This is a genomic window from Vibrio sp. PSi01 (assembly GCF_054960695.1).
Map to the genome: position 1 here is coordinate 313,999 of NZ_JBHNYN010000003.1, position 24,258 is coordinate 338,256.

Annotated in this window: 24 protein-coding genes and 1 tRNA gene; 3 read left to right on the plus strand and 22 right to left on the minus strand. The window is 43.0% G+C overall.

Annotated elements, in window-relative coordinates; genetic code table 11:
- Nucleotides 1-5: 5 nt before the first annotated feature.
- The 4 genes from ACFI6G_RS06735 to ACFI6G_RS06750 all read right to left on the minus strand — a co-directional run bounded on the left by ACFI6G_RS06735 (nucleotide 6) and on the right by ACFI6G_RS06750 (nucleotide 3,706).
- Nucleotides 6-791 carry an HAD-IIB family hydrolase gene (locus ACFI6G_RS06735; protein ID WP_016783853.1) on the minus strand — a complete coding sequence of 262 codons (786 nt, stop codon included), beginning with the start codon at nucleotides 789-791 and terminating at the stop codon, nucleotides 6-8.
- 35 nt (nucleotides 792-826) lie between these two features.
- Complete coding sequence (locus ACFI6G_RS06740; RefSeq protein ID WP_010437944.1) at nucleotides 827-2,110, minus strand: TRAP transporter large permease; 1,284 nt, start codon at nucleotides 2,108-2,110, stop codon at nucleotides 827-829.
- A 9-nt stretch (nucleotides 2,111-2,119) separates the two neighbouring features.
- The gene (locus ACFI6G_RS06745) at nucleotides 2,120-2,584 is read right to left on the minus strand and encodes a TRAP transporter small permease (RefSeq protein WP_010437942.1); all 465 of its coding nucleotides are present in this window, start codon (nucleotides 2,582-2,584) and stop codon (nucleotides 2,120-2,122) included.
- Nucleotides 2,585-2,692: 108 nt separating this feature from the next.
- On the minus strand, nucleotides 2,693-3,706 hold the full coding sequence (locus tag ACFI6G_RS06750) for a C4-dicarboxylate TRAP transporter substrate-binding protein (RefSeq protein WP_016768387.1): 1,014 nt from the start codon (nucleotides 3,704-3,706) through the stop codon (nucleotides 2,693-2,695).
- Between the two features lie 273 nt (nucleotides 3,707-3,979).
- Here ACFI6G_RS06750 and ACFI6G_RS06755 point away from each other — a divergent pair, with 273 nt between their 5' ends.
- On the plus strand, nucleotides 3,980-4,684 hold the full coding sequence (locus ACFI6G_RS06755; protein ID WP_462710189.1) for a glycerophosphodiester phosphodiesterase family protein: 705 nt from the start codon (nucleotides 3,980-3,982) through the stop codon (nucleotides 4,682-4,684).
- A 9-nt stretch (nucleotides 4,685-4,693) separates the two neighbouring features.
- The gene (locus tag ACFI6G_RS06760; RefSeq protein WP_010437933.1) at nucleotides 4,694-5,446 is read left to right on the plus strand and encodes a DeoR/GlpR family DNA-binding transcription regulator; all 753 of its coding nucleotides are present in this window, start codon (nucleotides 4,694-4,696) and stop codon (nucleotides 5,444-5,446) included.
- A 78-nt stretch (nucleotides 5,447-5,524) separates the two neighbouring features.
- On the opposite strand, the gene gltS is transcribed toward ACFI6G_RS06760, so the two are convergent.
- From gltS to ACFI6G_RS06780, 4 genes are all read right to left on the minus strand, one after another.
- Nucleotides 5,525-6,739: a sodium/glutamate symporter gene (gene gltS, locus ACFI6G_RS06765; RefSeq protein WP_010437930.1), complete on the minus strand. Its 1,215-nt coding sequence runs from the start codon at nucleotides 6,737-6,739 to the stop codon at nucleotides 5,525-5,527.
- A 254-nt stretch (nucleotides 6,740-6,993) separates the two neighbouring features.
- A tRNA-Ser gene (locus tag ACFI6G_RS06770) sits at nucleotides 6,994-7,084 on the minus strand.
- 162 nt (nucleotides 7,085-7,246) lie between these two features.
- On the minus strand, nucleotides 7,247-7,696 hold the full coding sequence (locus ACFI6G_RS06775) for an L-alanine exporter AlaE (protein WP_102350547.1): 450 nt from the start codon (nucleotides 7,694-7,696) through the stop codon (nucleotides 7,247-7,249).
- 248 nt (nucleotides 7,697-7,944) lie between these two features.
- Complete coding sequence (locus tag ACFI6G_RS06780; RefSeq protein ID WP_449208200.1) at nucleotides 7,945-10,512, minus strand: hybrid sensor histidine kinase/response regulator; 2,568 nt, start codon at nucleotides 10,510-10,512, stop codon at nucleotides 7,945-7,947.
- 138 nt (nucleotides 10,513-10,650) lie between these two features.
- Between ACFI6G_RS06780 and ACFI6G_RS06785 the strand changes: the two genes are divergently transcribed.
- On the plus strand, nucleotides 10,651-11,220 hold the full coding sequence (locus ACFI6G_RS06785; RefSeq protein WP_010437925.1) for a UPF0149 family protein: 570 nt from the start codon (nucleotides 10,651-10,653) through the stop codon (nucleotides 11,218-11,220).
- 74 nt (nucleotides 11,221-11,294) lie between these two features.
- On the opposite strand, the gene ACFI6G_RS06790 is transcribed toward ACFI6G_RS06785, so the two are convergent.
- The 14 genes from ACFI6G_RS06790 to ruvB all read right to left on the minus strand — a co-directional run bounded on the left by ACFI6G_RS06790 (nucleotide 11,295) and on the right by ruvB (nucleotide 24,183).
- Nucleotides 11,295-12,326 (minus strand): potassium channel family protein, encoded by a 1,032-nt coding sequence (locus tag ACFI6G_RS06790; protein ID WP_010437923.1) that lies wholly within the window; start codon nucleotides 12,324-12,326, stop codon nucleotides 11,295-11,297.
- Nucleotides 12,327-12,500: 174 nt separating this feature from the next.
- A complete protein-coding gene (gene nadA / locus ACFI6G_RS06795; RefSeq protein ID WP_010437921.1) occupies nucleotides 12,501-13,562 on the minus strand; it encodes a quinolinate synthase NadA in 1,062 nt (353 codons plus the stop codon).
- Nucleotides 13,563-13,794: 232 nt separating this feature from the next.
- The gene (gene ybgF / locus ACFI6G_RS06800; protein WP_010437918.1) at nucleotides 13,795-14,577 is read right to left on the minus strand and encodes a tol-pal system protein YbgF; all 783 of its coding nucleotides are present in this window, start codon (nucleotides 14,575-14,577) and stop codon (nucleotides 13,795-13,797) included.
- 33 nt (nucleotides 14,578-14,610) lie between these two features.
- Nucleotides 14,611-15,153, minus strand: coding sequence for a peptidoglycan-associated lipoprotein Pal (gene pal / locus ACFI6G_RS06805; protein WP_010437916.1), 543 nt, complete (start codon nucleotides 15,151-15,153; stop codon nucleotides 14,611-14,613).
- Nucleotides 15,154-15,265: 112 nt separating this feature from the next.
- On the minus strand, nucleotides 15,266-16,618 hold the full coding sequence (gene tolB / locus ACFI6G_RS06810) for a Tol-Pal system beta propeller repeat protein TolB (RefSeq protein ID WP_010437914.1): 1,353 nt from the start codon (nucleotides 16,616-16,618) through the stop codon (nucleotides 15,266-15,268).
- Between the two features lie 12 nt (nucleotides 16,619-16,630).
- Nucleotides 16,631-17,698, minus strand: coding sequence for a cell envelope integrity protein TolA (gene tolA, locus ACFI6G_RS06815; RefSeq protein ID WP_462710190.1), 1,068 nt, complete (start codon nucleotides 17,696-17,698; stop codon nucleotides 16,631-16,633).
- Between the two features lie 13 nt (nucleotides 17,699-17,711).
- Nucleotides 17,712-18,155 carry an ExbD/TolR family protein gene (locus ACFI6G_RS06820; RefSeq protein WP_462710191.1) on the minus strand — a complete coding sequence of 148 codons (444 nt, stop codon included), beginning with the start codon at nucleotides 18,153-18,155 and terminating at the stop codon, nucleotides 17,712-17,714.
- Between the two features lie 3 nt (nucleotides 18,156-18,158).
- On the minus strand, nucleotides 18,159-18,842 hold the full coding sequence (tolQ, locus tag ACFI6G_RS06825; protein ID WP_010437896.1) for a protein TolQ: 684 nt from the start codon (nucleotides 18,840-18,842) through the stop codon (nucleotides 18,159-18,161).
- Entirely contained in the window at nucleotides 18,832-19,269 is a 438-nt protein-coding gene (gene ybgC / locus ACFI6G_RS06830) for a tol-pal system-associated acyl-CoA thioesterase (protein WP_016788831.1), read from the minus strand. Before ybgC ends, tolQ begins: the two co-directional genes overlap by 11 nt.
- A gap of 174 nt (nucleotides 19,270-19,443) precedes the next feature.
- Nucleotides 19,444-19,746 carry a cyd operon protein YbgE gene (gene ybgE, locus ACFI6G_RS06835; protein ID WP_010437891.1) on the minus strand — a complete coding sequence of 101 codons (303 nt, stop codon included), beginning with the start codon at nucleotides 19,744-19,746 and terminating at the stop codon, nucleotides 19,444-19,446.
- Nucleotides 19,739-19,846, minus strand: a complete 108-nt coding sequence (gene cydX, locus ACFI6G_RS06840; RefSeq protein ID WP_000270284.1) for a cytochrome bd-I oxidase subunit CydX — start codon at nucleotides 19,844-19,846, stop codon at nucleotides 19,739-19,741. Before cydX ends, ybgE begins: the two co-directional genes overlap by 8 nt.
- Before the next feature lie 31 nt (nucleotides 19,847-19,877).
- Complete coding sequence (gene cydB / locus ACFI6G_RS06845) at nucleotides 19,878-21,014, minus strand: cytochrome d ubiquinol oxidase subunit II (RefSeq protein WP_010437847.1); 1,137 nt, start codon at nucleotides 21,012-21,014, stop codon at nucleotides 19,878-19,880.
- A 13-nt stretch (nucleotides 21,015-21,027) separates the two neighbouring features.
- Nucleotides 21,028-22,614: a cytochrome ubiquinol oxidase subunit I gene (gene cydA / locus ACFI6G_RS06850; RefSeq protein WP_010437845.1), complete on the minus strand. Its 1,587-nt coding sequence runs from the start codon at nucleotides 22,612-22,614 to the stop codon at nucleotides 21,028-21,030.
- A gap of 552 nt (nucleotides 22,615-23,166) precedes the next feature.
- Complete coding sequence (ruvB, locus tag ACFI6G_RS06855; RefSeq protein ID WP_010437843.1) at nucleotides 23,167-24,183, minus strand: Holliday junction branch migration DNA helicase RuvB; 1,017 nt, start codon at nucleotides 24,181-24,183, stop codon at nucleotides 23,167-23,169.
- Between the last annotated feature and the right edge of the window lie 75 nt (nucleotides 24,184-24,258).

Genomic DNA, 24,258 nt, shown 5'->3' on the forward strand with positions numbered 1-24,258 from the left:
ACGAGCTATTTTATGGCAAGCAGCTTATCGACAAACTCAGCGAAACCGTACCCACCCGGCTTGCTCATCACCACTGATGGATGATGCTCTAAACGGTTCCAGTAATGCTGAATATTCGCCACACCGACACTGTTAGGCAAAATTTCAAACATGTATTGGTCGTTCATCGAATCTCCCACATAGCAACTACGTTCAACTATCTCTTGGTTAGATAGCCCCTTCTCCTTAAGAAAAGCAGTCGATGTCGCTTTCTTAGAGTGCTCACCATACCAAGCATTAATGTGAATAGAGCTTGCTGTAGCGTGAGCGCCTAGCTCGTGAATCTTAGTTACGATTTCTTCAATAATAGCGTCGTCGACTTTTGGACGATTTTGACCAATATCGATCGCTACCTCACACAAACGATAAGACTGATCTAGCGTTAAATTGAGCCCTGGGTAATCGCTCAAAATAGCCAATACTTGTTCTTTTAGTTTACTCTGGTTGGCACTGACTTCTGGTAAAGGGATATCAGAGCGCAACGTAAGAAAGCCGCCTTTCTTTTCCAGAATAAACGCACCGTTCTCACCGAGAACCGCATCAACAGGCCACAACTGAGCAATGTGATCACACCAACCGGCACAAGCGCCTGTTACTGCAACCACTTTTCTCCCCGAATCACGAAGTTTACTCAGTGCTATTAGGGTTTCCGGTGGCAATTGACCTTGCCATGTTAAGGTGTCATCCACATCGGTTAACACCCAATCTATGTTTTTCCATTTTGGGTTCAATTCATTCGATACCGAATTCATTTCTACACCTCTAAATAATTAATCACAAAACAGTGTTAAAGCAAATTCGGTAAAAACATCACTAAGCTTTCAGAGAAAGTCAGCAACATCAGAACCGTGAGTAGTGCTAGCAACAACGGAGCCACTTCTTTCACGAAGTCGACCATACGAACTTTTAAAATCGAGCAAACCGTAAACATCATCGAACCAAATGGCGGAGTCACACCACCAATCATGATATTCACAATCACGATAATGCCGAAATGAACCGGGTTAACGCCTAGGTTAAGCACAGCAGGAAGCAGCAATGGCGTGAGTATGATCATTGCAGCGCCGCCTTCGATGAACATGCCAACCACTAATAGCAGTACGTTAATCAACAACAGCAAGACTAACTTGTTGTCGGTGAGCTCTATCAAAGCAGACGCGACATTGTGCGGGATTTGCTCTAGGGTCATGTAGTAACCGAAGACCATCGCTCCGATAATAATGAACATCACGCTACTCGTACCCTGCACCGTTTCACGCATGATTAGCGGGATATGTCTTAGGCCAAGTTGACGATAAACAAAAATACCAATAATCGCACAAAGCAATACTGCGATTGCACCCGCTTCTGTCGGTGTAAACAAACCAAAACGCATACCAAGAATAATGCCGAATGGAATCAGTAACGCGGGAATCGCTTTTAGAAAGTAATGAAAACGCTCTTTCGCAGAAGCAGGCTCAGAACGAGAAGGCTTATAACGACGCTTGCGTGCGATAAACGCGATTGTCACCATCAGCGATAACGCCATCAAAAATGCAGGTACATAGCCAGCAATAAACATCTGATGAACGGAGACATTCGCTAACAGCGCAAAGATGATTAAGTTAATACCCGGTGGAATAACAGGGCTGATACTTGATGACGCCGCCGTCACTGCAGCTGTAAATGGCAGATCATAACCACGCTTGGTCATTTCAGGCGCAAGAATCTTCGATTGCATCGCGGCATCGGCATTCGCAGAGCCAGAAATACCGCCCATTAACGTACTCAGCGCCACATTAACCTGCGCGAGACCGCCCGTTTTATGGCCAATCATCGAATCTGCAAAAGCCAGTAAGCTTTTACTGATCCCCGCATAGTTCATCACCGAACCAACCATGATAAAGAATGGAATAGCCAACAATGGAAATGACTCTGTCGAGCTAATAAAGCGCTGCATTACCAAGCTGACGGGAATTGAGTCATTGATAAAGAGAAAGTACACCATTGCCGATGCGATCAATGAAAACGCAATGGGTATATTCAATAGAAACAGAACAAAAAGAATGAGGATTGGAAGATAGCTTTCCATTAATCGTACCTACTTAAAAGAGCGCTTTAGAGAAGCAATATCGCTGACGATGAATCGAACAGTGTGGATTGCCATCAATGAAAAACAAACTAACAGCACACCATTGATAGCAAAATATGACATGCCCATCACTGGCGTTACCTTGTTAGATAACATCAGGTATTGATAACTCAGAACAGCCATCAAGATGTTAAGAGCCAGTAGGAAGAGGGAAACACATAACCTAAACGGGGTTTTGGCTTTTTCCGGCAGCATGGCTACCACCACATCAACACCCATGTGGAGCTTGTGTTTATAGCAGGAACTAATGCCTAAATAGACAGCCCATATGAAGCAAATAACTGAGAGTTCTTCGCTCCATGGGACAACAAATCCAAAGCCATAACGTAAAACAACATTAATAATGACTACTAGAACGGTAATCGAAATAGCAATAGAGGCGAGGATTTCTTCAATATTTTTCAATAAAAACAAAAGACTTCTCCTGTGAAATATCCAACATAACGTCGGTTACTTCAGGAATAAAACGGCCTGAAGGGAATCAGGCCGTTTTCATTAACGAATTAATCTACATTCGCAGAGTTACTGTGCAGCTCGAATCGTTTCCAACTCTTTCATGATCGTTGCGTGTATGCCTTCGCTCCATGTTGGGAATTGGTTGTATACGTCAGCCGTCAACTCATTGAACTCGTCAGAGTTAACTTCATTAAACGTAACACCTAGCTCTTCAAGTTTTTGCGTGTATTCAACATCCAGTTTAACTAGCTCTGCAGTATTAGATTCTGCGCCTGCTTCGAGCTCTTCATTGACGATTTGCTGTTGCTCTGGCGTAAACTTGTCCCAAAGAGTCGGTGAAATGTAGATACCAACCGTGCCTAGGAAGTGTTTAGTCAAAGACATATTCTTCGCTACTTCGTAGATTTTAGTTGAGTACATCGTCAGGATAGAACCTTCAAGACCGTCAACAACGCCTTGTTGAACACCTGCATAGGTTTCTGGGAATGGCAGAGAAGCTGGAGCCGCCCCCATTGCTGAAAGCGTGCTGATAAACAACTGGCTTTGTGGAACACGGATACGCATCCCTTTCATGTCTTTAGAGTTCACGATCTCTTTATTGGTGATCATGTGACGGAACCCAAACATGTAGTCAGCATTCAATACTTTAATGCCTTTTTCTTCAGCTTTAACCTTCAAGCCCGCGACAAATTCCGTATCCATCATCGCTAAGTATTCATCATACGTGTTGTACAACATTGGGCCTGCCAGTGCTGCAAAGTCGGGTACGTAATCGCCTAGGTAGGTTAAATCCTCAACGGCAATCCAGTTTGCGCCGTTAACGACTTGCTCCAAGTTGTCTTTATAAACCGGTAATTGACCACCAGGGAAAACTTTAATGTTTACAGAACCATCGGTTCTTTCTCGAATTTTATCGGTCGCTTTAATTAGCTCCTGTGTTAATAACTCATTTTGAGTGAACACAAGGCTCATGTTGATGTTGATCGGATCGTCTTTGACTTCAGTTCCAGCCTTGTCAGCTTCACCACAACCAACAAGCAACGTTGCCGCCATAATTACTGTACCTAATAGCTTTTTCATTTTTAAATCACCTTATCGTGGCTATCTTGTCTAAATATAGAGGGTGTTATTAAGTTTTCGTAGAGTATGTAAGTGAATTATTACATTCATATGAACATTTATCTTAGTAACCTGAACACACTGAGGATGAGGTCTCACTATTGTACAAACTCTATACAACTTATTTTAGCTAGATCTCATTTAAAATAGCTCGATATAGAAGGTAAATAATAAATCTGTAATAAAGTGGAGCTACTGTCTCCTAAATTTTCAAATGAACATCGAGAATAAATTATGCTTACAGCCCACCGTGGTGCCGCTTCTTTAGCACCAGAAAATACCTTAGCCAGTATTGAGCAAGCGGAAAAAGTAGGCGCTAACTGGGTTGAAATTGATACCCAGCTCAGTGCCGACGGTATCCCTATGGTTTTTCACGATAAAACGGTGAATCGTTGTACTAACGGTACAGGAAACATTGCCGACTTAGATCTAACAATGCTCAAGACTTTAGATGCTGGCAGTTGGTTTGGTAATGAGTTCGTAGGCACTTCAATTCCTACATTAAATGAAGCGTTAGACAAATGTCTCGAACTTGATTTAACACTGAACCTTGAGATCAAGATTTATAACGATAAAGCCATCAAGCCTTTAGTTAAAGAAGTGATCGCATTGATCAAACAAAAACACTTCCCAATTGAAAAACTGCTGATCTCTAGCTTTAAAAAGGAAGCATTAAGTATTTGCCAAGAGCTAATGCCTGAAGTTAGACGAGGATTTATATGTGAAGTATGGAATGATTTCAGCCTTGAATCACTCCAGCCGCTTGACCTATATAGCATTCACATTGACCATCGAATCCTTGATGAACCGATAGCCAAAGCTATCAAGACTTCTGGTGCGATCCTTAAAATATGGACGCTAAATGACCCACTATTGGCCAGCAAATATCTCAACCTCGGTGTCGATAACATCATCACCGATGTACCACATAAATTTTAGTGAGCTTCTATGGAACTGAACCACCGTCAAAAGCAAATACTCGCAACACTTAAAGCGAACCAAGACATTCAGATCGATCATTTGGCTGAACTATTTTCCGTAACCACTCAAACCATTCGTCGTGATGTGAATCACTTGTGTGAGCAAGGTTTGGCGCGAAGAGTGCACGGAGGTGTCAGCTTACCGACAACATTGACTAACACCAGTTATCGATTCCGTTCAGGTGTTGAATCTGAAACAAAAGACAGTATTGCGATGGCGGTCGCAGACGCGATACCTGAAGGTTCAACGGTTATGATGGGCATTGGTACAACGGTCACCCGTATCGCACAATACTTAGTGGCAAAGCCGGCATTACGAGTGATCACCAATAATCTGCAAGTCGCTCGTATCCTTGAAGCAAACGAGCAGATTGAAGTGTATTTAGCGGGTGGTTTGTACCGAAGAGAACATCAAGACATGGTGGGAAGTAGCGTAGTTCACTTCTTCTCAGATTTTGAAGCCGACATTGGCATTTGTGGTTGTGGTTCAGTAACTGATAGCCATTTCGCAATGGAACATGAACAAGTTGAAGCCGACCTATCCAAATCAATTATCAAAAACAGTAGAGAAAGTTGGCTTGTCGCAGACGCAAGTAAATGGGGACGCTTTGCCGCTCTAAAAGTCGCAAAGCTGGGTGATTTTGATCGTATATACACGAATTACACCCAATTACCTTCTGAACTAAACAGTCATTTAGTCGAATACGAAACGCATCAATAAAGACAAAATACATAGCGAAATACAAAAAGCCTAGTATCGCTAGGCTTATAAAATTACGAACATAGTTCGTGATAATAGCTACATCCCAACAAAGAAACTAATTACCAGTGCGTTAATCAAATCAACAAAGAAACCACACACTAGTGGCACCACAATGAATGCTTGTGGGCTTGCACCATAACGATGGGTCACCGCGGTCATGTTCACAATCGCGGTAGCGGTCGAACCTAATGTAATACCACCAAAGCCAGAACATATCACCACTGAGTCATAGTTTCTTCCCATCAAGTAATAGACGACAAAGATGGTGAATAGCAGGGAAAGCAAAATCTGGATACTCATGACAACAGAGATATAGCCAAACAACCCATCAAGATCCCAGATGCGTAGCCCCATTAACGCCATGGTCAAGAACATCCCCAAACAGATATCAGAGATCATCGCCAATCCTTTACGGCCTTGAGCGATTTTCTCTTGCGTGCGACGCTTCTTAAATAGTGCACGTCCAACGTTACCGATTAGGATACCTGCGATTAAACAGCTAACGAATAGTGGCAGTTTCAAACCCATAGCGTCAATAACTTCACTCAGGCTGTAACCCAGCATCAGAGTGAGGTTAAGAATTAACCATGCCCATAGAACGCCATAATGACTCAATTCTGTACGTGTTTCGCTTTCTTGAAATGCACCAACCGTCACATCTTCTTCATTAGATGGGTTGATTTTATGCTTATTAAGTAGATAGTTTGCAATTGGGCCACCAATTACACATGCCGCTATCAAGCCAACCGTATTTGAAGCCACACCGAGTTCTAACGCATTAGATATACCAAACTCTTCAACAAACATGGGTGCCCAAGCAAGCGTGGTACCAACGCCACCAATCAGACTCACAGAGCCAGATAACAAACCTGCTTTCGCGTCCATCCCAAAACCTGAAGCCACAACCATACCAACTACGTTTTGCAACACGATAAAGACGGTAGCCAGACACAGCAAAATGAACAGTGGTCGCCCACCTTTTATCAGCGTTTTAATATCCGCTTGAAGTCCAATACCAGCAAAAAAGTAGAGAAGCAAAAAATCTCTGACATCTAAACTAAATGTAATTTGAATTTCAAACAGATAGTAAAGCGCTGCTACGGTCGCAGCACAAACAAAGCCACCAATAACGGGCTCTGGCAATGAATATTTCCTTAGTACTTCAGAGCGCTCAATCAAACCTTTACCGATAAAAAGTAATGAGATCGCGATAGTAAAGGAAAGCATTGGAGAAACGAGGGTTTCTGTCATGGGGTATTAGATTCCTGATTGTGGGATTATTCATATTATTGCTTACTCTTGATCATCTAGATCCATACCAAAAAATCAAGCTTTTATCGGTTAAAAAGGCGCCTAATATGATTCTATTTAAATCGGCATAAATAGAGTAAATGATGACCAGGAAAGCATTACAACAACTTATACGAGAGTGTGTGCAGAAGGCGTAGAATTGTAGGGTTTCTAGAACGAGAAAACCCCAGCATTTCTGCTGGGGTTTCGAATAGTGGTGGAAGGATGGGGATTTGAACCCCAGATACGCTATAAACGTATACTCGCTTTCCAGGCGAGCGCCTTAAGCCACTCAGCCATCCTTCCACAAATTTTGTGTCGAGCTTGTTGCTCAACGAGGCGCTACTTTATTGATTCTGCTTGCTTTGGTCAAGGGGCATTATCAAAAAAAGTACCTTTTTCAGTTTGTTCGATTACAAATTAACTCATTAGATCAAAAACAAACCAAATTTCATTGTGCCTTTGTGCCTACGCTTGTTGGGAGTAGCCCGGAACTCGAAACCATTTGCGGCACATATCTAGGAAGTAACCGTAAAGTACACCCATACCACATGAGATAACCGCATTACTGGTGACTGCGGTCACGATCTGCTCGCTTGAAGCACCAACTGCCAACAAGATACCTGCATAAACAGGAGACTGGAATAACACGTAAGCCATTAGGTCGGACAAATTCTTCATCAAAGAGCTTTGTGAAAGCTTTGCACCATTGCGCAAGAACCAGTCACGAAAGACACCATAAGGCCAAGCAATAGCAATATTTACCGGAATAGACAACGTTCGTGAAGCAAGAGATTGCTCGAACGCCATACCTGAGATAAACACTTCTACGATCATGCCAGAGATAAAACAGAAAATTACCATAGCAAATGTATCCGCAGCGGCGTTACGAATACAAAATGGACCACGAGATTTCATTGACAACAAACCTAAAATATATCACTACTTGGATAGTGATTTAGTAACATATAAACAAGGTGTTTTTAAACCTTGCCAGATAATGTCGCTATTAAAACACAACTTAAGCAGTCATAAATTCCAAATTAAAAATCAAGTTGTAAATTAACAACCAAAAACCATTTAAAAAGCAGTCACTTCCACCAGGAAATCATACACAGGTCAAATAACGGGCAATTCGTTGTTTACTTTCTGTAATTAAATAACACTCAAGCCATAGGTAAATTTACAGTAATGATATTAATAGTGTCTTGAGTAGGAGGAGCTCCCATAGAAACCTGCTCTAGAGCTTTATCGACTTGAGATGACAATTCGGGATTATTCATAGGCTTAATGTGTAGACGTAAGCTCTCCAATGCAAATTGAATCAACTCTAGGTTATTGTCTTCAAGTGCTACATACAACGTCACTAACAGCTCTTCAGTATTATCTTTGTTTCGTAGATCGGGTTTAGGTAGAGAACGACTTTGGCTCTTCTGTCCATGAAGATGCGTTCTCTGGGAGTTCACATTATGATTATGACGCACCACGTCCTTGCTCATTTTTTCATTGCTAACTGTTTCTTGGTGAACTTCATCAATACGTCCTTCCTCATAAGCTTCATCTTCATGGAATTGGTAAAGCTTATGCGAATAACGGAATAAAGCGTCGTCTAATTCACGTTCATCAATGGGCTTGGCGACAATGTAATCCACACCAGCGCCGAGCATTCGTTCGCGAGTCTCTTTAAAGACATCGGCAGTACAACCAAATATTAAAACTGATGAAACATCACCGATTAAAGCGCGAATAGCTGTTGTTGATTCAACGCCATCCATCACTGGCATATGGTTATCCATCAACACCAAATCAAAATGCTCTGCGACCACAGCTTGTATCGCAAGCTCACCATTTTCGACACTTTTGCACATGAAGCCTTTACTGCTCATGAACGTTTCAATAATGACGGTATTAGTTCGGTTATCCTCAACAATCAGCACTTTTAAGCCAGAATAATCTAACTTTTTGTGTGGCAAGCTCTCTATCTCACCCGGTTGACAAGGTTGGATTTTCAACCGAACGTCGAAGCTCGTACCTATTCCTTCTTCACTAGTAACCGTAATACTACCATCCATCAGCTGAGCAATTTTCTTCACGATCGCTAAGCCTAGGCCGGTACCACCAAAACGTCTTGTAGTCGAAGATTCTGCTTGTTCAAAAGGTTTAAAGATACGCTTTTGCGCTTCTTTGGAAATGCCAATCCCGGTGTCACGAACTCGAATACTGAGGTAGGTGTCATTTCCTTCAACAACTTCTTTAAAATACACCTCGACAAAACCTCTGGAGGTAAACTTCACAGCATTGTTTAATAGGTTGAACAAGATCTGGCGCAGCCGAGCCTTATCCGAGAAGTACCAACGCCCAGAAGGCACCTCAGAATAAACCTTAAATTGGAGCCCTTTTTCAGAAGACAATGTGTAGTAGACGCTGTTGATACTGCCAATGATTGAATCTAAAGGAAAACGCGTTTCATCAAGATCCAACCTACCCTGCTCGATCTTTGAAAAATCTAGGATCTCATTCAGCAGTGTCATCATATGATCGCCAGACTCATACAAACTCTTAAGGTGCTTTTCTTGCTCTGTATTTAAAGGGGTTTTAAGTAGGATTTGTGCGGTACCCAATACCCCGTTCATCGGGGTACGGATTTCATGTGACAACGTTGCCAGAAAAGCAGTTTTCGCATTAGTTGATGCTTGAGCTTTAACCTTTTCCGCTTCGAGGTAAATGGTCTTTTCATTAAAGGTTTTGATCAAATGACCGATTTCATCTTGGCTTGAGTACTCAACATCAATGATTTCACCGGCTTTAGAACCATCGACCTTTGCTGCAATGGCGGTAATTGGGCTAATCAAATAGCGGTTTAACAAGTAATAACCCGCCATCACACACAGTAGTAATAGAGGTACAATGCCGCCTTCGATACTCATGACTTGACGAAACACTTCGTCTGCAACGCGTGACTTAGAGTTAACCACATCAACTTGCCAACCGAATTCACCAAATTGATTACTACTGATGTAGATCCCTTCAACAAGATTGAAATTATGAGACACCAAGACTTGGTTAAGTTTGTCCCTAAGCGTAATACCAAGATCATACTCTTCCGCATGGTTCTTAATAAAACCCAATAACTCTTCGAGAGAGAGATCCACCGTTGCCACGCCAGCAAAGATACCATCATAATAATAAGGGGATGAAGCGGTGATCATTCGAACATGGGTGTATGGATCGATATAAACATCGCTCCACAAAATGGTTCCCTGGCTTCTGTTAATGACGGAGGTATACCAATACTCTTGATGATAAGGTGCAGTCTTAGGATTGTTATAAGAGAACAGCTGGTCAATCTTGCCATCGTCTGCTTTATTGAAAAAATAACTATTCAGTTGCATTTGAGGATTGAACATATAAGGTTCTGGCCAAATACCTGCACTGACGATCGTGTTGTCACTTGCCGCCAACATCGACTTAAACAAAGGAAGGACCTCAGCACCGCTTCGTTGTGCCTGAGCAAGACCAACTAAACTGTCAACAAAGCCTTCAGAGCTATTGAGAGGTTCTGTAATCAATGCAGAAAGAAGCTCTGTACGGAGATCTAGGTTCTCTTGTAATTTGGCTCGCACAGGGGATTCTACGACGTAATACGTCACACTACCGACAATAGCGATAAACATTGCAAGGTATAAGCTAAGCGCTACCATGCTTTTTTTCTTTAAAGACGACCGTATCTGCATAATTTTTTTATTGTTTTCTTTTCTGTTAAACCTAGTGTTTATCATCAATGACATCAAGCCTTTTTAGATTGAAGCTTGATTGGTGTAAGTTCATTGGTACTATAAGTGCAAATATGTTCCCTTTTACGGTACCTCACTTTGACTTTACAAGATATTCTTGCGCTTCCAGAGTTGGAAGGAAAGCTAATCACAGAACACAAAACTATGGGATTTGTCACTGCAATGGCAGCGTCGCCTAATGTGTTAACCCCGCACGAGTGGCTACCATTCCTTTGGGGTGGTGAAGAAGTCGCTCCTTTTACTGATGGTGAACAGCTTGAAAGCTACATTGAAGTTATCATCGCGCTTTGGAACAAAACTCGCCCAGAGTTAATCGAAGGCACTTGGGTTTGGCCTGAAGCTTGTCAATTAGATGACGAGGAAGTGGTAAACACAGCAGCTCGTGATTTTTGTGAAGGCTTACTTCAAGGCTGGCAGATTGCACGTGACGACTGGGAGACTCTGATGCCTGAAGACAGTGAAGACAACGCGTTAGTTGGCGGTGTACTGCTTTCACTAAGTATGCTGTACGATCCTGAAACCTCAATTGCAACACTTGCAGAGCAAGGTATTGAAGGTCTTGAACAATTCGAAGAGATCTTTAATGCTGTTCCTGTGATGCTTTGTGGGCTAACGCAACGCGGCATCGCATTAGCTGAAGCTCAATAATAATGATTAGCTAGATATAAAGAAGGCCTCTCGATGAGGCCTTTTTTTGTTTGAAAAGAAATCAAATACGCGTTCTAAAAGCCTTTCCAATCAAAATCATCAATTCGCTCATCGGCGATATAAAACAACTTGGTCCCACTACTAACCACTTGATCCAATTCTGGGTTGAGTTCAATTCCGCTACCGGAATCTATTGCAATCAACGTTGCTTGATACTTCTTTTTAAACGCTGAGAAGATTGGCGCAACGGTGACAGGCTCGGCATCTTTAGGGTAATAGGTTGAATACTGTGTCATCCCCCTTGTAGAACTCAATAGCTCTTGATGCAACGCACTTGATCCTGGATCAACCGCAGCCTTTGCCAACATTTCAGCACCGACTGCTGGTATACACTCAGAATTAGGACAATGTTTATGTAGCAGATCACTCAATGCTTCATCTTTAAAGTAAACGAGTAGATGCGCTTTAGGGTTTCGATTCGCGCAGTAAAGTGCCGCGGATAATGTAATGTCGTCTTCTGGGTTATCAATCAAGATACAACTGGCTGACTCGATACCGGTTTTCTCCATCTCTTTGCCATCAGTGTAGCTGTTCACTTTAACAAAGTTGATTTCTCCAGGTAACGGATTTTCAATATCCGAACGAGTACACAACACTATTGGTCGCTTACCCGTTTCTTCATGCTGTAACATACGAATTAGATGAATCGTTCTTTGTTCATTCCACCCAAGCATCAAAATGTGGTTGTCCACTCTAACTCTCCTTTTTCCTAGCAAGCCCGCTCGCCAATATTCAACACCTTCTGTCGCTACCTTACCTAGCAAGGCCGCGAAAAGACTCAGTCCACCCGGAATCACAAACAATATAACGATCCATTGCCCTGCTTCTGTTGTGGGCGATAAATCACCGTAGCCAACCGTAGACGCAGTCACGACTAGGTAGTAAGCGAACGTGGTAAACGAGCTGGTTAGCGCTGTTTCACCCGCTAAATACAAACTCGACCACGACAGAAATACGTAGCCTAAGAAGGTGAACAGTAAGTTTTTTCCATTCAAAACAAAGATATTTGCTTTGACCCAACGTTTGAGTTGTAACCAGATTATCATTCGAGCCTCAAATCCTTCGATCTTACTTACATGCTAGAAAAAATACCTGATATCAACAAGATGTATCATCAGAAAAAGATACATGACCACAAGATTGATACTAGCGAGCTATCTTTAGACACAAAAAAACCAGCACTATTGGCTGGTTTTTCGTTGGTTAGATAAAAGAACGGCTTACGCGTTACCTTTTACCTGCACATTTAACTGCTCAGCAAAATCTAGCATGCGGTTCAGTGGGATAAGAGACTTCACACGAAGTTCGTCAGAAACGAAGATCTCGTGTTGCTCACCACCGTTCTCAAGCGCATTTTCAATCGCTTCAAGGCCATTCATCGCCATCCAAGGACAGTGTGCACAGCTGCGACAAGTTGCACCAGCACCCGCTGTTGGCGCTTCAATCAGTTCTTTTTCAGGAACCAATTGCTGCATCTTGAAGAAGATGCCTTTGTCTGTCGCCACGATCATCTGTGGGTGAGGAAGCTCTTTCGCCTTCTTAATAAGCTGGCTTGTTGAACCTACAGCATCCGCCAGTTCAACCACACTTGCTGGTGATTCTGGGTGAACCAAAATAGCCGCTTCTGGGTATACCGATTTCATTTTCTTCAAAGCATCAGCTGAGAACTCATCATGAACGATACACTCACCTTGCCAAAGCAGCATGTCGGCGCCAGTTTGATTTGCGATATAAGAACCTAGGTGACGGTCTGGGCCCCAAATAATGGGTTTGCCTTCGGCGTCTAGGCTTTCAACGATTTCTAAAGCGATACTCGACGTAACCACCCAGTCTGCACGAGCTTTAACAGCCGCAGAGGTGTTCGCGTATACAACCACGGTATGGTCAGGATGAGCATCACAAAATTCTGTAAATTTATCAGCAGGACAGCCAAGGTCAAGTGAACATTCCGCTTCAAGCGTTGGCATTAATATGCGCTTCTCGGGAGTCAGAATCTTTGCAGACTCACCCATGAAACGAACACCAGCGATGATCAGCGTACTTGCTGAATGACGGTTACCAAACTTGGCCATTTCCAATGAATCGCCAACAAAACCACCAGTATCTTCAGCCAGAGCCTGAATTTCAGGGTCTGTGTAGTAGTGTGCAATTAGAACTGCATCTTTTTCTTGAAGTAGTGTTTTGATATTCGCGATGTGTGCCTGTTTCTGAGCATCACTCAAAGGAACTGGCTTAGGCGGAAACGGGTAAACTGTATCAATTTTATCTAGTATATGACTCATTGCTCTTGCTCTACGCAACTTCTTCCGAGAATCCGAGTATTCTACACAGGACAGCGATTGGGATCAAAAAGGATTGGTTGCAAACGGCTACTCGCTAATACTCAAAAAGCATAAACAAGTCTTTATGTAACTATTACGAAGGGAGTAACTGTTTACCTAACAGCAGTAAGCCAGTATTTATCGAAATACTGCGGATATAAAAAAGAGGTACCTAAGCACCTCTATTTTTGATTTATAAGTGAGTCTTAGCCACTTTTGCCGAGGCACTGTTTGGATACTCGGTCACGACTTGTTGGTAATATTTTTTAGCTTGCGTCGCATTGTTGTTACGCGTTGCTATATCACCAAGCTTAACCAGAGCATCTGCTCGCTTATTTGAGTCTTTGTAAGATACAACAGCGGCAAAACTTTTCACGGCTTCTTTATCTTGCTTCTTAGCAAAATAAAGCTGACCTAACCAGTAATGAGAATTAGGCGTGAAAGTAGAATCTGGGAAGTCTTTTTGAAACTTTTGGAATGCTGCGATAGCACCCGTGTAGTCTCGTTGCTTTAGAATCATGTCTACAGCATTTTGATAAGCGGTTTGCTCATCAACATCGGTACTGAACGTACCAGAGGCATCTTTAGAGCCTTCGCTCGCTGCTACTGCTACCGTTGCTGTTCCGGCTGCTTTCACCTCGCCTCTTACACGATCCAGTTCAATGAACAGTTCACGTTGGCGCTCTAGCATTTGTTTCATATCGTAACTGTTTCGTTCCAGCTCACCACGAAGTTCACTGATCTCCAGTGCCATGTCGTCGATTTGCTGTTGCATTTGAAGCTGAACGAGGTTTCGATTTTGAAGCAGGCGCTCTAAACGCTCAATATCTGATTCGTTAGATGCTGATCGAGAGGAAGATGTTGAATTGGTTGCGGTGCTATTGAGATCGGATACTGGGGCTGGTGCAGCGAACGCAATGTTCGCTGCACTTGCCAGTAACGAAAGCAAAATGACTCGCTTTGTGTTACTGAACATGAGGCAATTCCTCAATTATATAATCTACTAAAATTAGTAAACTAGTACTGCGCGACGGTTTTTAGCGTACACATCTTCAGATTGACCAAGAAGAAGTGGCTTCTCTTCACCGTAGCTTACGATAGAGATTTGGTCAGCTTGAACACCTAGAGCTTGCAGGTATTTCGCTACAGCTTGTGCACGGCGCTCGCCAAGTGCGATGTTGTACTCAGGAGTACCGCGCTCATCAGCGTGACCTTCGATAGTAACGTTCATGTCAACGTTCTTAACTAGGTAAGCTGCGTGAGCTGCTAGCATTTCTTCGTAGTCGCCAGCGATAGTAGAGTTATCGAATGCGAAGTAGATTGTTTGAGTTTCACGTAGCGCTTGCTCTTTAAGCTCTTGCTCAGACAGTTGACCGTTAGCGTCAATTGGCGTTACAACAGTTGTATCTACGTTGCCTTCTGTACCTGAAGTTGTTTGGTTGCTTTCAGTACCAGATGTTGCAGATGTTGCTTCATCAGTTGAGCTACATGCCGTTACTGCCATCACTGGTAGTGCAATCATCAAGCCTTTAAGAACTTTGTTAAGTTGCATCTTTTTTTCCTTACGTTATCAAACTTAGTTTCTACAGCCGACTAAGTGCTATAGATAGTTAAATGCCACAATAGTTAACACTATCAATAGCTAATAGAATGTATCACTTTACCTAGAGGAACGGTGACCATGCCGGCGCTCTTACGCGTCCGTTGGTTGCCGGTAATCTAGCTTTAAAACGGCCATCGATAGAAACCATCGATAATACATTTGTTTTATTGTAAATAGAGCTATAGATAACCATACCTCCATTTGGTGCAATACTTGGGGATTCATCTAACAGAGTTTTTGTTAGTACCTGAACCGCACCCGTTTCCAAATCCTGTTTCGCCAAGTTGAAACCTGAATTACTACGATTGACCATGATCATGAATCGTCCATCAGGGGTGATTTGACCACCTAGGTTTTGGCTACCTTGCCAAGTAATACGAGACGTCGAGTTATTTGACAAATTTACATTATAAATCTGAGGTTTACCACCACGATCCGAGGTAAAAATAAGAGACTTGCCATCTGGGTGCCAGAACGGTTCAGTATTATTTGAACGACCACGAGTAATCTGAGTCAGCTTACGACTAGCAAGGTCAAGTGTGTATACCTGAAGGCTGCCTGTCTTCGATAATACCAATGCCAATGTTTTACCATCCGGTGAGAATCTTGGCGCACCATTGTGACGAGGGTATGACGTCACCTTCTCACGTTCACCGGTATAAATATTCATAATGAATATTTCAGCTTGGCCATTTTGGAAACTCACATAAGCAAGCTTCTTACCGTCTGGTGACCATGCTGGTGACATCAGAGGCTGCTTAGAACGAAGCACTAAGCGCTCGTTGAAACCGTCATAGTCAGCCACACGAAGTTGGTATGGGTATTGGTCTTTATCGTTTACGACCACATAAGAAATACGGGTTAAAAACGCCCCTTTTTCACCAGTCAGCTCTTCATAAACTAAGTCAGCTATACGGTGCGCATACTCTCTCAAGCGTTTACCTGGAACCGTCGCTTTCTTGTTAAATAGAACGTGGTCTTTAGAAAGTACGAGTTGGCCTTCATCACTCAACGCGCGGCTTTGCCCTTTGGTTAACTGACCACGAACAATGTCGATCAATTGGTAATTAACTACATACTGCCCTTCGGCATTCTTAGTGATGCTACCGGTAAGCAATGAATCAACACCTAGATTCGTCCAAGCATCAAAATCCACCTCAGCTTCACTGTAGGGTGTTTGAGGCATTTTGCTTGTTGCAACAGGGCTGAATTTACCACTGCGTTGTAAGTCAGAAGCGATAACCGCTGATACATCGTGTGGTAATGGCTCTTCGCCTTCCCAGCGGAAAGGTACAATAGCGATAGGTCTTGCAGAGTTTATACCATCTGTAATAACCAGCTCCAGCGCTGCATGTGCAAACTGGCTGCTTGTCGCTATTATGAAAACAAAACTCAGTAATAGTTTTTTTAACACAAGTTCGTCCTTTTACTCTGGTGATACAGTTAAGTTAATGTCTTTCAGTGATTTCACAATGTCTGGGTCTTTAGGCAACGGATAAGATTGCACTTGAGCCACGGCACGCTTGGTTGCTGCACACAATCGGCTATCACCATCCAAAATACTCAAGCTTCCCAAAATCGCATTCGAACCTGTTGGAATAAGCTTAAGGTTCACTCGACAAGAGCGCCCTCTATAACTGTCTTCTAACAGTAAGTTTTGCTGAATAAGTTGAGTATAAATCGCACCATAGCGTTGTGCTTCATCACTTATAAATTTTTGTTTCGCCGAAGAATTTTGAGTCGACTCAGTTTCAAGCCCAGCAAAGATATCGTTCAATGCTGCTTCCTGCTGTTTACGCTCTTTTTCTGCTTTTGCTGCAGCTTCTTTTGCCTTACGGGCTTTTTCTGCTGCGGCTGCCGCTTCTTTTTCTTTCGCTATGCGTTGCTTTTCGGCGCGTTCAGCAGCTTCTTTCTCTTTACGAGCTTTGTCTGCTGCTTCTTGCGCGGCTTTTTCTTTTGCCACGCGTTCTTGTTCCGCTTTTGCGATTGCCGCTTCTTTGGCCTTACGCTCGTTTTCTGCTTTCACTAACGCAGCTTCTTTCAACTTACGATCTGCTTCTGCTTTAGCGGCTTTCTTTTGCTCTTGCTGTAAACGCGCTTCTTCAGCTTGACGTTGTTTCTCTTTCTCAACTCGACGTTTTTCAGCTTCACGAGTCGCTTTTGCTTCTTTCGCTTGCTGCTCTTTCAGCTTGCGAATGTTTTCTTCTTCAGCTTTACGATTCTTTTCCAGTCGTTCACTTTCACGTCTGAGCTTGTCTAGACGTTCTTGCTCTTTCTTGCTCGCGGCTTCTCGTTGTTGACGAATCTGTTGAGCTTGCTGGCGAACCAACTGAGGGTCAATCACCACAGCTTGAACCATCTGCCCTGTCGGCTTAGGTTCTGACATCGTGAAATCCGCTCCCCAAATGAGCGCAACGAATAAAATGACGTGCAGCCCAAGAGAAATAAGAAGCGGTGTTCTGAAATTATTGGATTTTTTATTATTCGCTTTCATGAATGCTACGGAGCTATTCCCTTATATCCGTTAAAAGGCCAACCTTTGGCACACCTGCACGGCTTAATTCATCAAGTAACAAAACCACTTCAGCGTAAGGTGTTGCGGCATCACCGCCAACCGCTACTGGAGAGCTTGGCTTCAGAGACAATTCAGCTTTCACTCGGACGATAATCTCCTCCAGTGACAAGCCACGCTGTACTTCTTCGTTATTCACGCTCAAACCAAATTCACCGTCTTTGTTCACTTCGACGATAATAAAGCTCGCGTTGTCATCACCCAATAGGTCTTTTGCTGACTTAGCTGTTGAAGCCTGAGGCAATTCAACATCAACACCTTGGGTAACAAACGGTGACGTCACCATAAAAATGATCAGCAATACAAGCATAACGTCGATGTAAGGTACAACGTTAATCTCTGCTGTCATCTTGCGTTTTTTAGGTTGGTATCCAGCCATCTATTATTCCCTGCCAGCCATCGCTTGACGGTGAAGAATACTGTGGAACTCTTCAGAGAAAGTCGCGTAATTGTGCTCGAGCTTACCTACACGGCTGCTGAAACGGTTATACGCCATTACTGCTGGGATTGCAGCGAACAAGCCCATTGCTGTTGCGATAAGTGCTTCCGCAATACCAGGTGCAACCATCGCTAACGTAGCTTGTTTTACTTCACCGAGTGCGATAAATGAGTGCATGATGCCCCAAACCGTACCAAATAGGCCGATGTATGGGCTAATAGAACCGACGGTCGCTAAGAAAGGTAAGTTGGTTTCTAGCTCATCAACTTCACGCGCAACCGCAACCCGCATTGCACGACCAGTACCTTCCATAATGAAGTCTGGAGATGTCGCATTTGATTTACGTAGGCGAGCGAACTCAGTAAAGCCTGCGTAGAAAATCTCTTCTGTACCAGAAAGCTCATCTTTGCGTTTATTGCTCTCTTGATACAATTTAGCAAGATCAACACCAGACCAGAACTTATCTTCAAACACTTCAGTTTGTTTAGAAGCTTGAGATAACACTTTACTTCTTTTTATGATCATTGCCCAAGAAACAACAGACATGCCCATAAGAACTAGCATGACCATTTTAACCAGTAAACTGGCTTCTAAAATTAGGCCTAAGATTGAGATTTCAGCAGTCACTATTCGTTAGCTCCGTAAGAATAAATGTTGGCATTGCCTTGGGTTTCATTTTTTGATTGTCGATACATGCTACCTTAACCATTGCTTTACACAATGCTTTGCCATCAGGATTTACGATCTCTTGACAGAAGACCAAGCTAGCTCGCTTCAATTCGTAAATATTTGTAATGACTTGTAAAGAGTCATCAAGACGTGCGCCTCGAATAAAATCAATGTCCATATGTCGGACTACGAAACCGATATTTTGTTCTAACAATACTTGTTGAGAAACGCCAATCGAGCGCAGCATCTCAGTTCGAGCACGTTCAAAAAACTTGAGATAGTTAGAATGGTACACGACCCCACCCGCATCGGTATCTTCGTAATATACGGTTACTGGCCACGTAAACGGCTTAGATAATCCCTGCAAATTAATACCACAACCCAAAAACGATAAAGATATCACTATAACCTAACTCATTATCATTAATAGTATATGGCTGTGAATTTTTTGAGTTAAGAGACGAAAAAAAAGGCCATCTGTATAAGATGACCTCTTTTTGACTAAAAACCCAACAACGACCTAGGTTTACTTTGTAACAAACCCAATCCGCAGCCTTATTTAGATAAGGCGTAACGCCGTTAGGTAGAGCAAAATTGTGAGTGAAACGTATGGGCTAAACAGCAACTGCCACATCCAAGCTCTTGGCTTAAACCCGATACCGTAAACCATGCTTGAGCAAACTGCCCAAATAAACATTGGCCCAATGATCGCGTTAAAGCCACCGATGCTTGTCGCATACGCTTCAGGATCCCACATCACTAAACCAACATGCATGAAGCCCAATATCAGGGATAAGGCTCTTAACAGAGTCTTATCCATTGGTTGATGCAGTTTAGCGACTTGCTCTGCGAGATTACTCACTGTCTTTGTCCATCATTTCTGAATGCTCAAGCCAAAGAGCATTGATGATGCCGAATGCACATGCTAGAAGTACACCCAAAATCCATGCGAAATACCACATAAAATTTCTCCTAAGTTATTTCACTTCTAGCTTAGTAAGCTGAAACGTCGTTATCTTCGATGTGTTTCTTATCCAAACGACCGAACATTTTGTAATATGTCCAAGTTGTGTAGCCAAGAATCACAGGAACCATTACCGCCGCAACAGCAGTCATTAGGCCAAGAGTTAGCTCACTTGCCGTAGAATCCCACATAGTCAAACTATGGTTAGGGTTCAGGCTTGATGGCATTACGAATGGGAACATTGCAAAACCAGCAGTCAAAATAACACCAGCATTAGATAGACTCGAGAACAAGAATGCGAAGCCACCGCGTTCAAGGCGAGATGCAATCACAGCAAGTAGTGGCATTGCTACACCAAGAATCGGTGCTGCCCACATTGCAGGGTACGTTTCGAAGTTTGTCATCCACGCACCAACTTGAAGTGAGACTTCTTTGTTTAGTGGGTTTGAATCAGCAAATGTATCAATAGTGCTCGTAATTACATAGCCTTCGATAGATTGAACCCAGAAGCCACCAATAACGAATAGAGCAATAGCAATTAGGCCAGTGATCTGAGCAACGTTACGTGCACGGCTGTGCAGTTCTTCTGTTGTCTTCATTTGAAGCCATGTAGCACCTTGCATCACGAACAACATCAGAGCCAAAACGCCACATAGCAATGCAAATGGGTTTAGCAGAGCGAAGAACGTACCATGGTACTTAGACATCATTAGGTCGTTCAAGTCGAATGGTACACCTTGTAGTAGGTTACCAAACGCCACACCAAAAATGATTGGCGGAACGGTACCACTGAAGCAAAGTGCATAATCCCAAGCCTTACGCCATTTTGGTTCTTCTATCTTTGAACGGTAATCAAGAGCAAGTGGACGTAGCCAAAGTGCTGCTAGAGTCACGTACATAGCAAAGTAGAAACCAGAGAAAGACGTCGCGTAAACTAATGGCCATGCAGCAAACAATGCACCACCAGCCGTAATTAACCATACTTGGTTGCCGTCCCAGTGAGGAGCAATAGTATTCAGCATAATACGACGTTCAGTGTCGCTCTTACCGATAACAGGTGATAGGGCTGCAACCCCCATATCGAAGCCATCAGTCACGGCGAAACCAACCAGTAGAACACCGATCAATACCCACCAAATAAGTCGTAAGCTTTCGTAATCAAACATAATATTCCCTCACTTATACTTCAACTGAACGGCTAACTTTGTCTTCAACAGAGCTATCGTTTTGTTCGAAGTGGTAACGGCCTGTCTTTAAGCTACTTGGACCTTTACGTGCGAATTTCAGCATTAGGTAAACTTCAGCAATCAAGAACACTGTGTAAAGTGCAAGAATTGCGAATAGAGAAGTCCAAAGCTGACCGATAGTTAGTGCTGATGCGGCAACGTTAACCGGTAGGATTTCACCAACCGCCCATGGTTGTCGACCAAACTCAGCAACGAACCAACCCGCTTCAATCGCGATCCAAGGCAATGGGATTGAGAACAGCGCCGCTTTAAGTACCCATGGTTTCTGTTCAATCTTCTGACGACACGTTTGAACAAACGCAGCACCGAATACAAACAGCATAATGAAGCCACAAGCAACCATCAGACGGAATGACCAGAATAGAGGCCAAACTGTTGGGATAGAATCATCCGCAGCCATTTGGATTTGGTCTTCTGTTGCATCAACAACGTCGTCTGTGTAGCGCTTAAGAAGTAGACCGTAACCTAGGTCACCTTTCACTTCGTCGAACGCAGCCATGTTTTCTTCAGATTTGTCGCCTGCACGTAGCTTTTCTAACAACTCATACGCGTACATACCAGTGCGGATACGATCAACGTGATCATCACGTAGGTCACGCAGGCCCGTTACTTCTTTATCAAGAGAACGTGTTGCGATGATACCCATTACGTAAGGAATTTTAATTGCGTAGTCAGTATTCATTGTTTCTTGGTTTGGAATACCAAAAACAGTAAACGCGGCTGGTGCTTCTTCAGTGTGCCACTCTGCTTCAACAGCAGCTAGTTTTACTTTTTGAACTTCACCAAGCTCGTAACCAGATTCATCTCCTAGCACGATAACTGACAAAATTGCCGCCATACCGAAAGAGGCTGCAATCGCAAAAGAGCGACGAGCAAAGGCAACGTCACGACCTTTAAGAATATAGTATGAGCTGATACCAAGGATGAACATTGCACCCGTTGTGTAACCAGACGCTACCGTATGCACGAATTTAACCTGTGCTACTGGATTTAGTACAACTTCAGCGAAGCTCACCATTTCCATACGCATCGTTTCAAAGTTAAATTCTGCACCCACTGGGTTTTGCATCCAGCCGTTTGCTACCAAGATCCAAAGCGCTGAGAAGTTAGAACCAAGAGCGACTAACCACGTTACTGCTAAGTGTTGACGCTTTGACAACCTGTCCCAACCGAAGAAGAAAAGACCAACAAAAGTAGACTCTAGGAAGAATGCAACAAGCGCTTCGATAGCTAGCGGAGCACCAAAGATGTCGCCAACGTAGTGAGAATAGTAAGACCAGTTAGTACCAAACTGGAACTCCATGGTTAAGCCTGTCGCTACACCAAGGGCAAAGTTAATACCAAACAATTTACCCCAGAACTTAGTCATGTCCTTGTAAATTTGCTTGCCAGTCATTACATAGACTGACTCCATAATGGCAAGTAGAAATGCCATACCTAAAGTCAGTGGAACAAATAAGAAGTGATACATCGCTGTAAATGCAAACTGCAATCGCGACAGATCAACAACATCAATCATGGTAACTCCTTTGTGTCGGCTGAATGACACTTGTGTGATTAATCACCGCAAAAATCCATGTTAAAACAATTTATGTAATTGTTATTACAAATTGAAATTTGTAGCAAAAACGTACCGTTATAGTTAGATTATTGTTAAGCATGAGCTAATATAGCTAGCGCTAATATTACTTGTAAAATCAGTATGTTTCAAAAGGTTTATAGGAGAAGCTTGCTTTGATTTGTATCAATATTAGTCCAGCAAATTAGAGTTATTTTTGAACAACTATGATTAAAATCACACCAATTTAGCTTCCATTAATAACAGCGCTTAATATCCGTGACAAAAGCTAGACATCGCTACAACATGCAAATCACAACTACCTATAAAGTATTAACAAAAGATATGACAAGTTATTTCATTTTTTGTTACCTAAATCAAACTCGGAATCAAAGTTTCCATTTTTGAGATCCGATACTCGGCCTTTTTATCGACTTGCTCAAAGAGTTGTTATTCAATAAAAACCAAAAAATCCCAGTGATTATGCAACTGGGATCTTTAAAAATGAATAATCTAACGATTGGAAGGTTTGTCGATTCCGAAGTGTAAATACGCTCTGTCGGTAGCAATTCGGCCTCGCGGGGTTCGTTGCAAGTAGCCTTGTTGAATCAAGTATGGTTCCAGCACATCTTCAATGGTGTCTTTCTCTTCGCCAATGGCTGCTGCCATGTTGTCAATACCCACAGGACCACCACCAAACTTCTCCATAATCGCGAGTAGAAGCTTTCTGTCCATATAGTCAAAACCTTTGGCATCGACGTCCAACATATTGAGTGCCTTGTCCGCCACGTCTGGGCAAATATGCCCATCGCCTTTCACTTCCGCATAATCGCGCACACGGCGTAATAAACGGTTTGCTATACGCGGTGTACCTCGAGCGCGGCGAGCAACTTCTAATGCTCCTTCCGACTCCATCGAAAGTCCAAGGCAATCAGCACTGCGCTGAACGATATTTTGCAGATCTTCGACTTTGTAGTACTCAAGGCGTTGAGTAATACCAAAACGATCACGCAGTGGAGACGTCAGTGAGCCAGCACGCGTGGTAGCACCAATCAATGTGAAGGGAGGAAGATCAATCTTGATAGAACGCGCCGCAGGGCCTTCACCAATCATGATATCCAGTTGGTAGTCTTCCATTGCTGGATATAGAACCTCTTCAACCACAGGGCTTAAACGGTGGATCTCATCAATGAATAACACGTCGTTTTCTTCAAGATTAGTCAACAGAGCGGCCAAGTCGCCCGCTTTTTCTAATACCGGGCCTGAAGTCGTGCGAATGCTAACATCCATTTCGTTCGCGACAATGTTTGCCAATGTGGTTTTACCTAAACCAGGAGGGCCAAATATCAACAAATGGTCCAGAGCTTCATTTCGCATTTGTGCTGCTTGAATGAAAATTTCCATCTGGTTGCGAACGTGGTCCTGACCTTGATAGTCGGCTAACGCCTTTGGACGTATTGCACGGTCGATAACATCTTCATCTTTAAAGACCGGATTATCCGGTGCAATCAGGCGATCAGCTTCAATCATAAATTTTGCTATTCCTAACTCTGCTCTTCCTGACTTTGCGCTTCTTGAATCTGTGTAAAGGCAAAGTGAATGAGT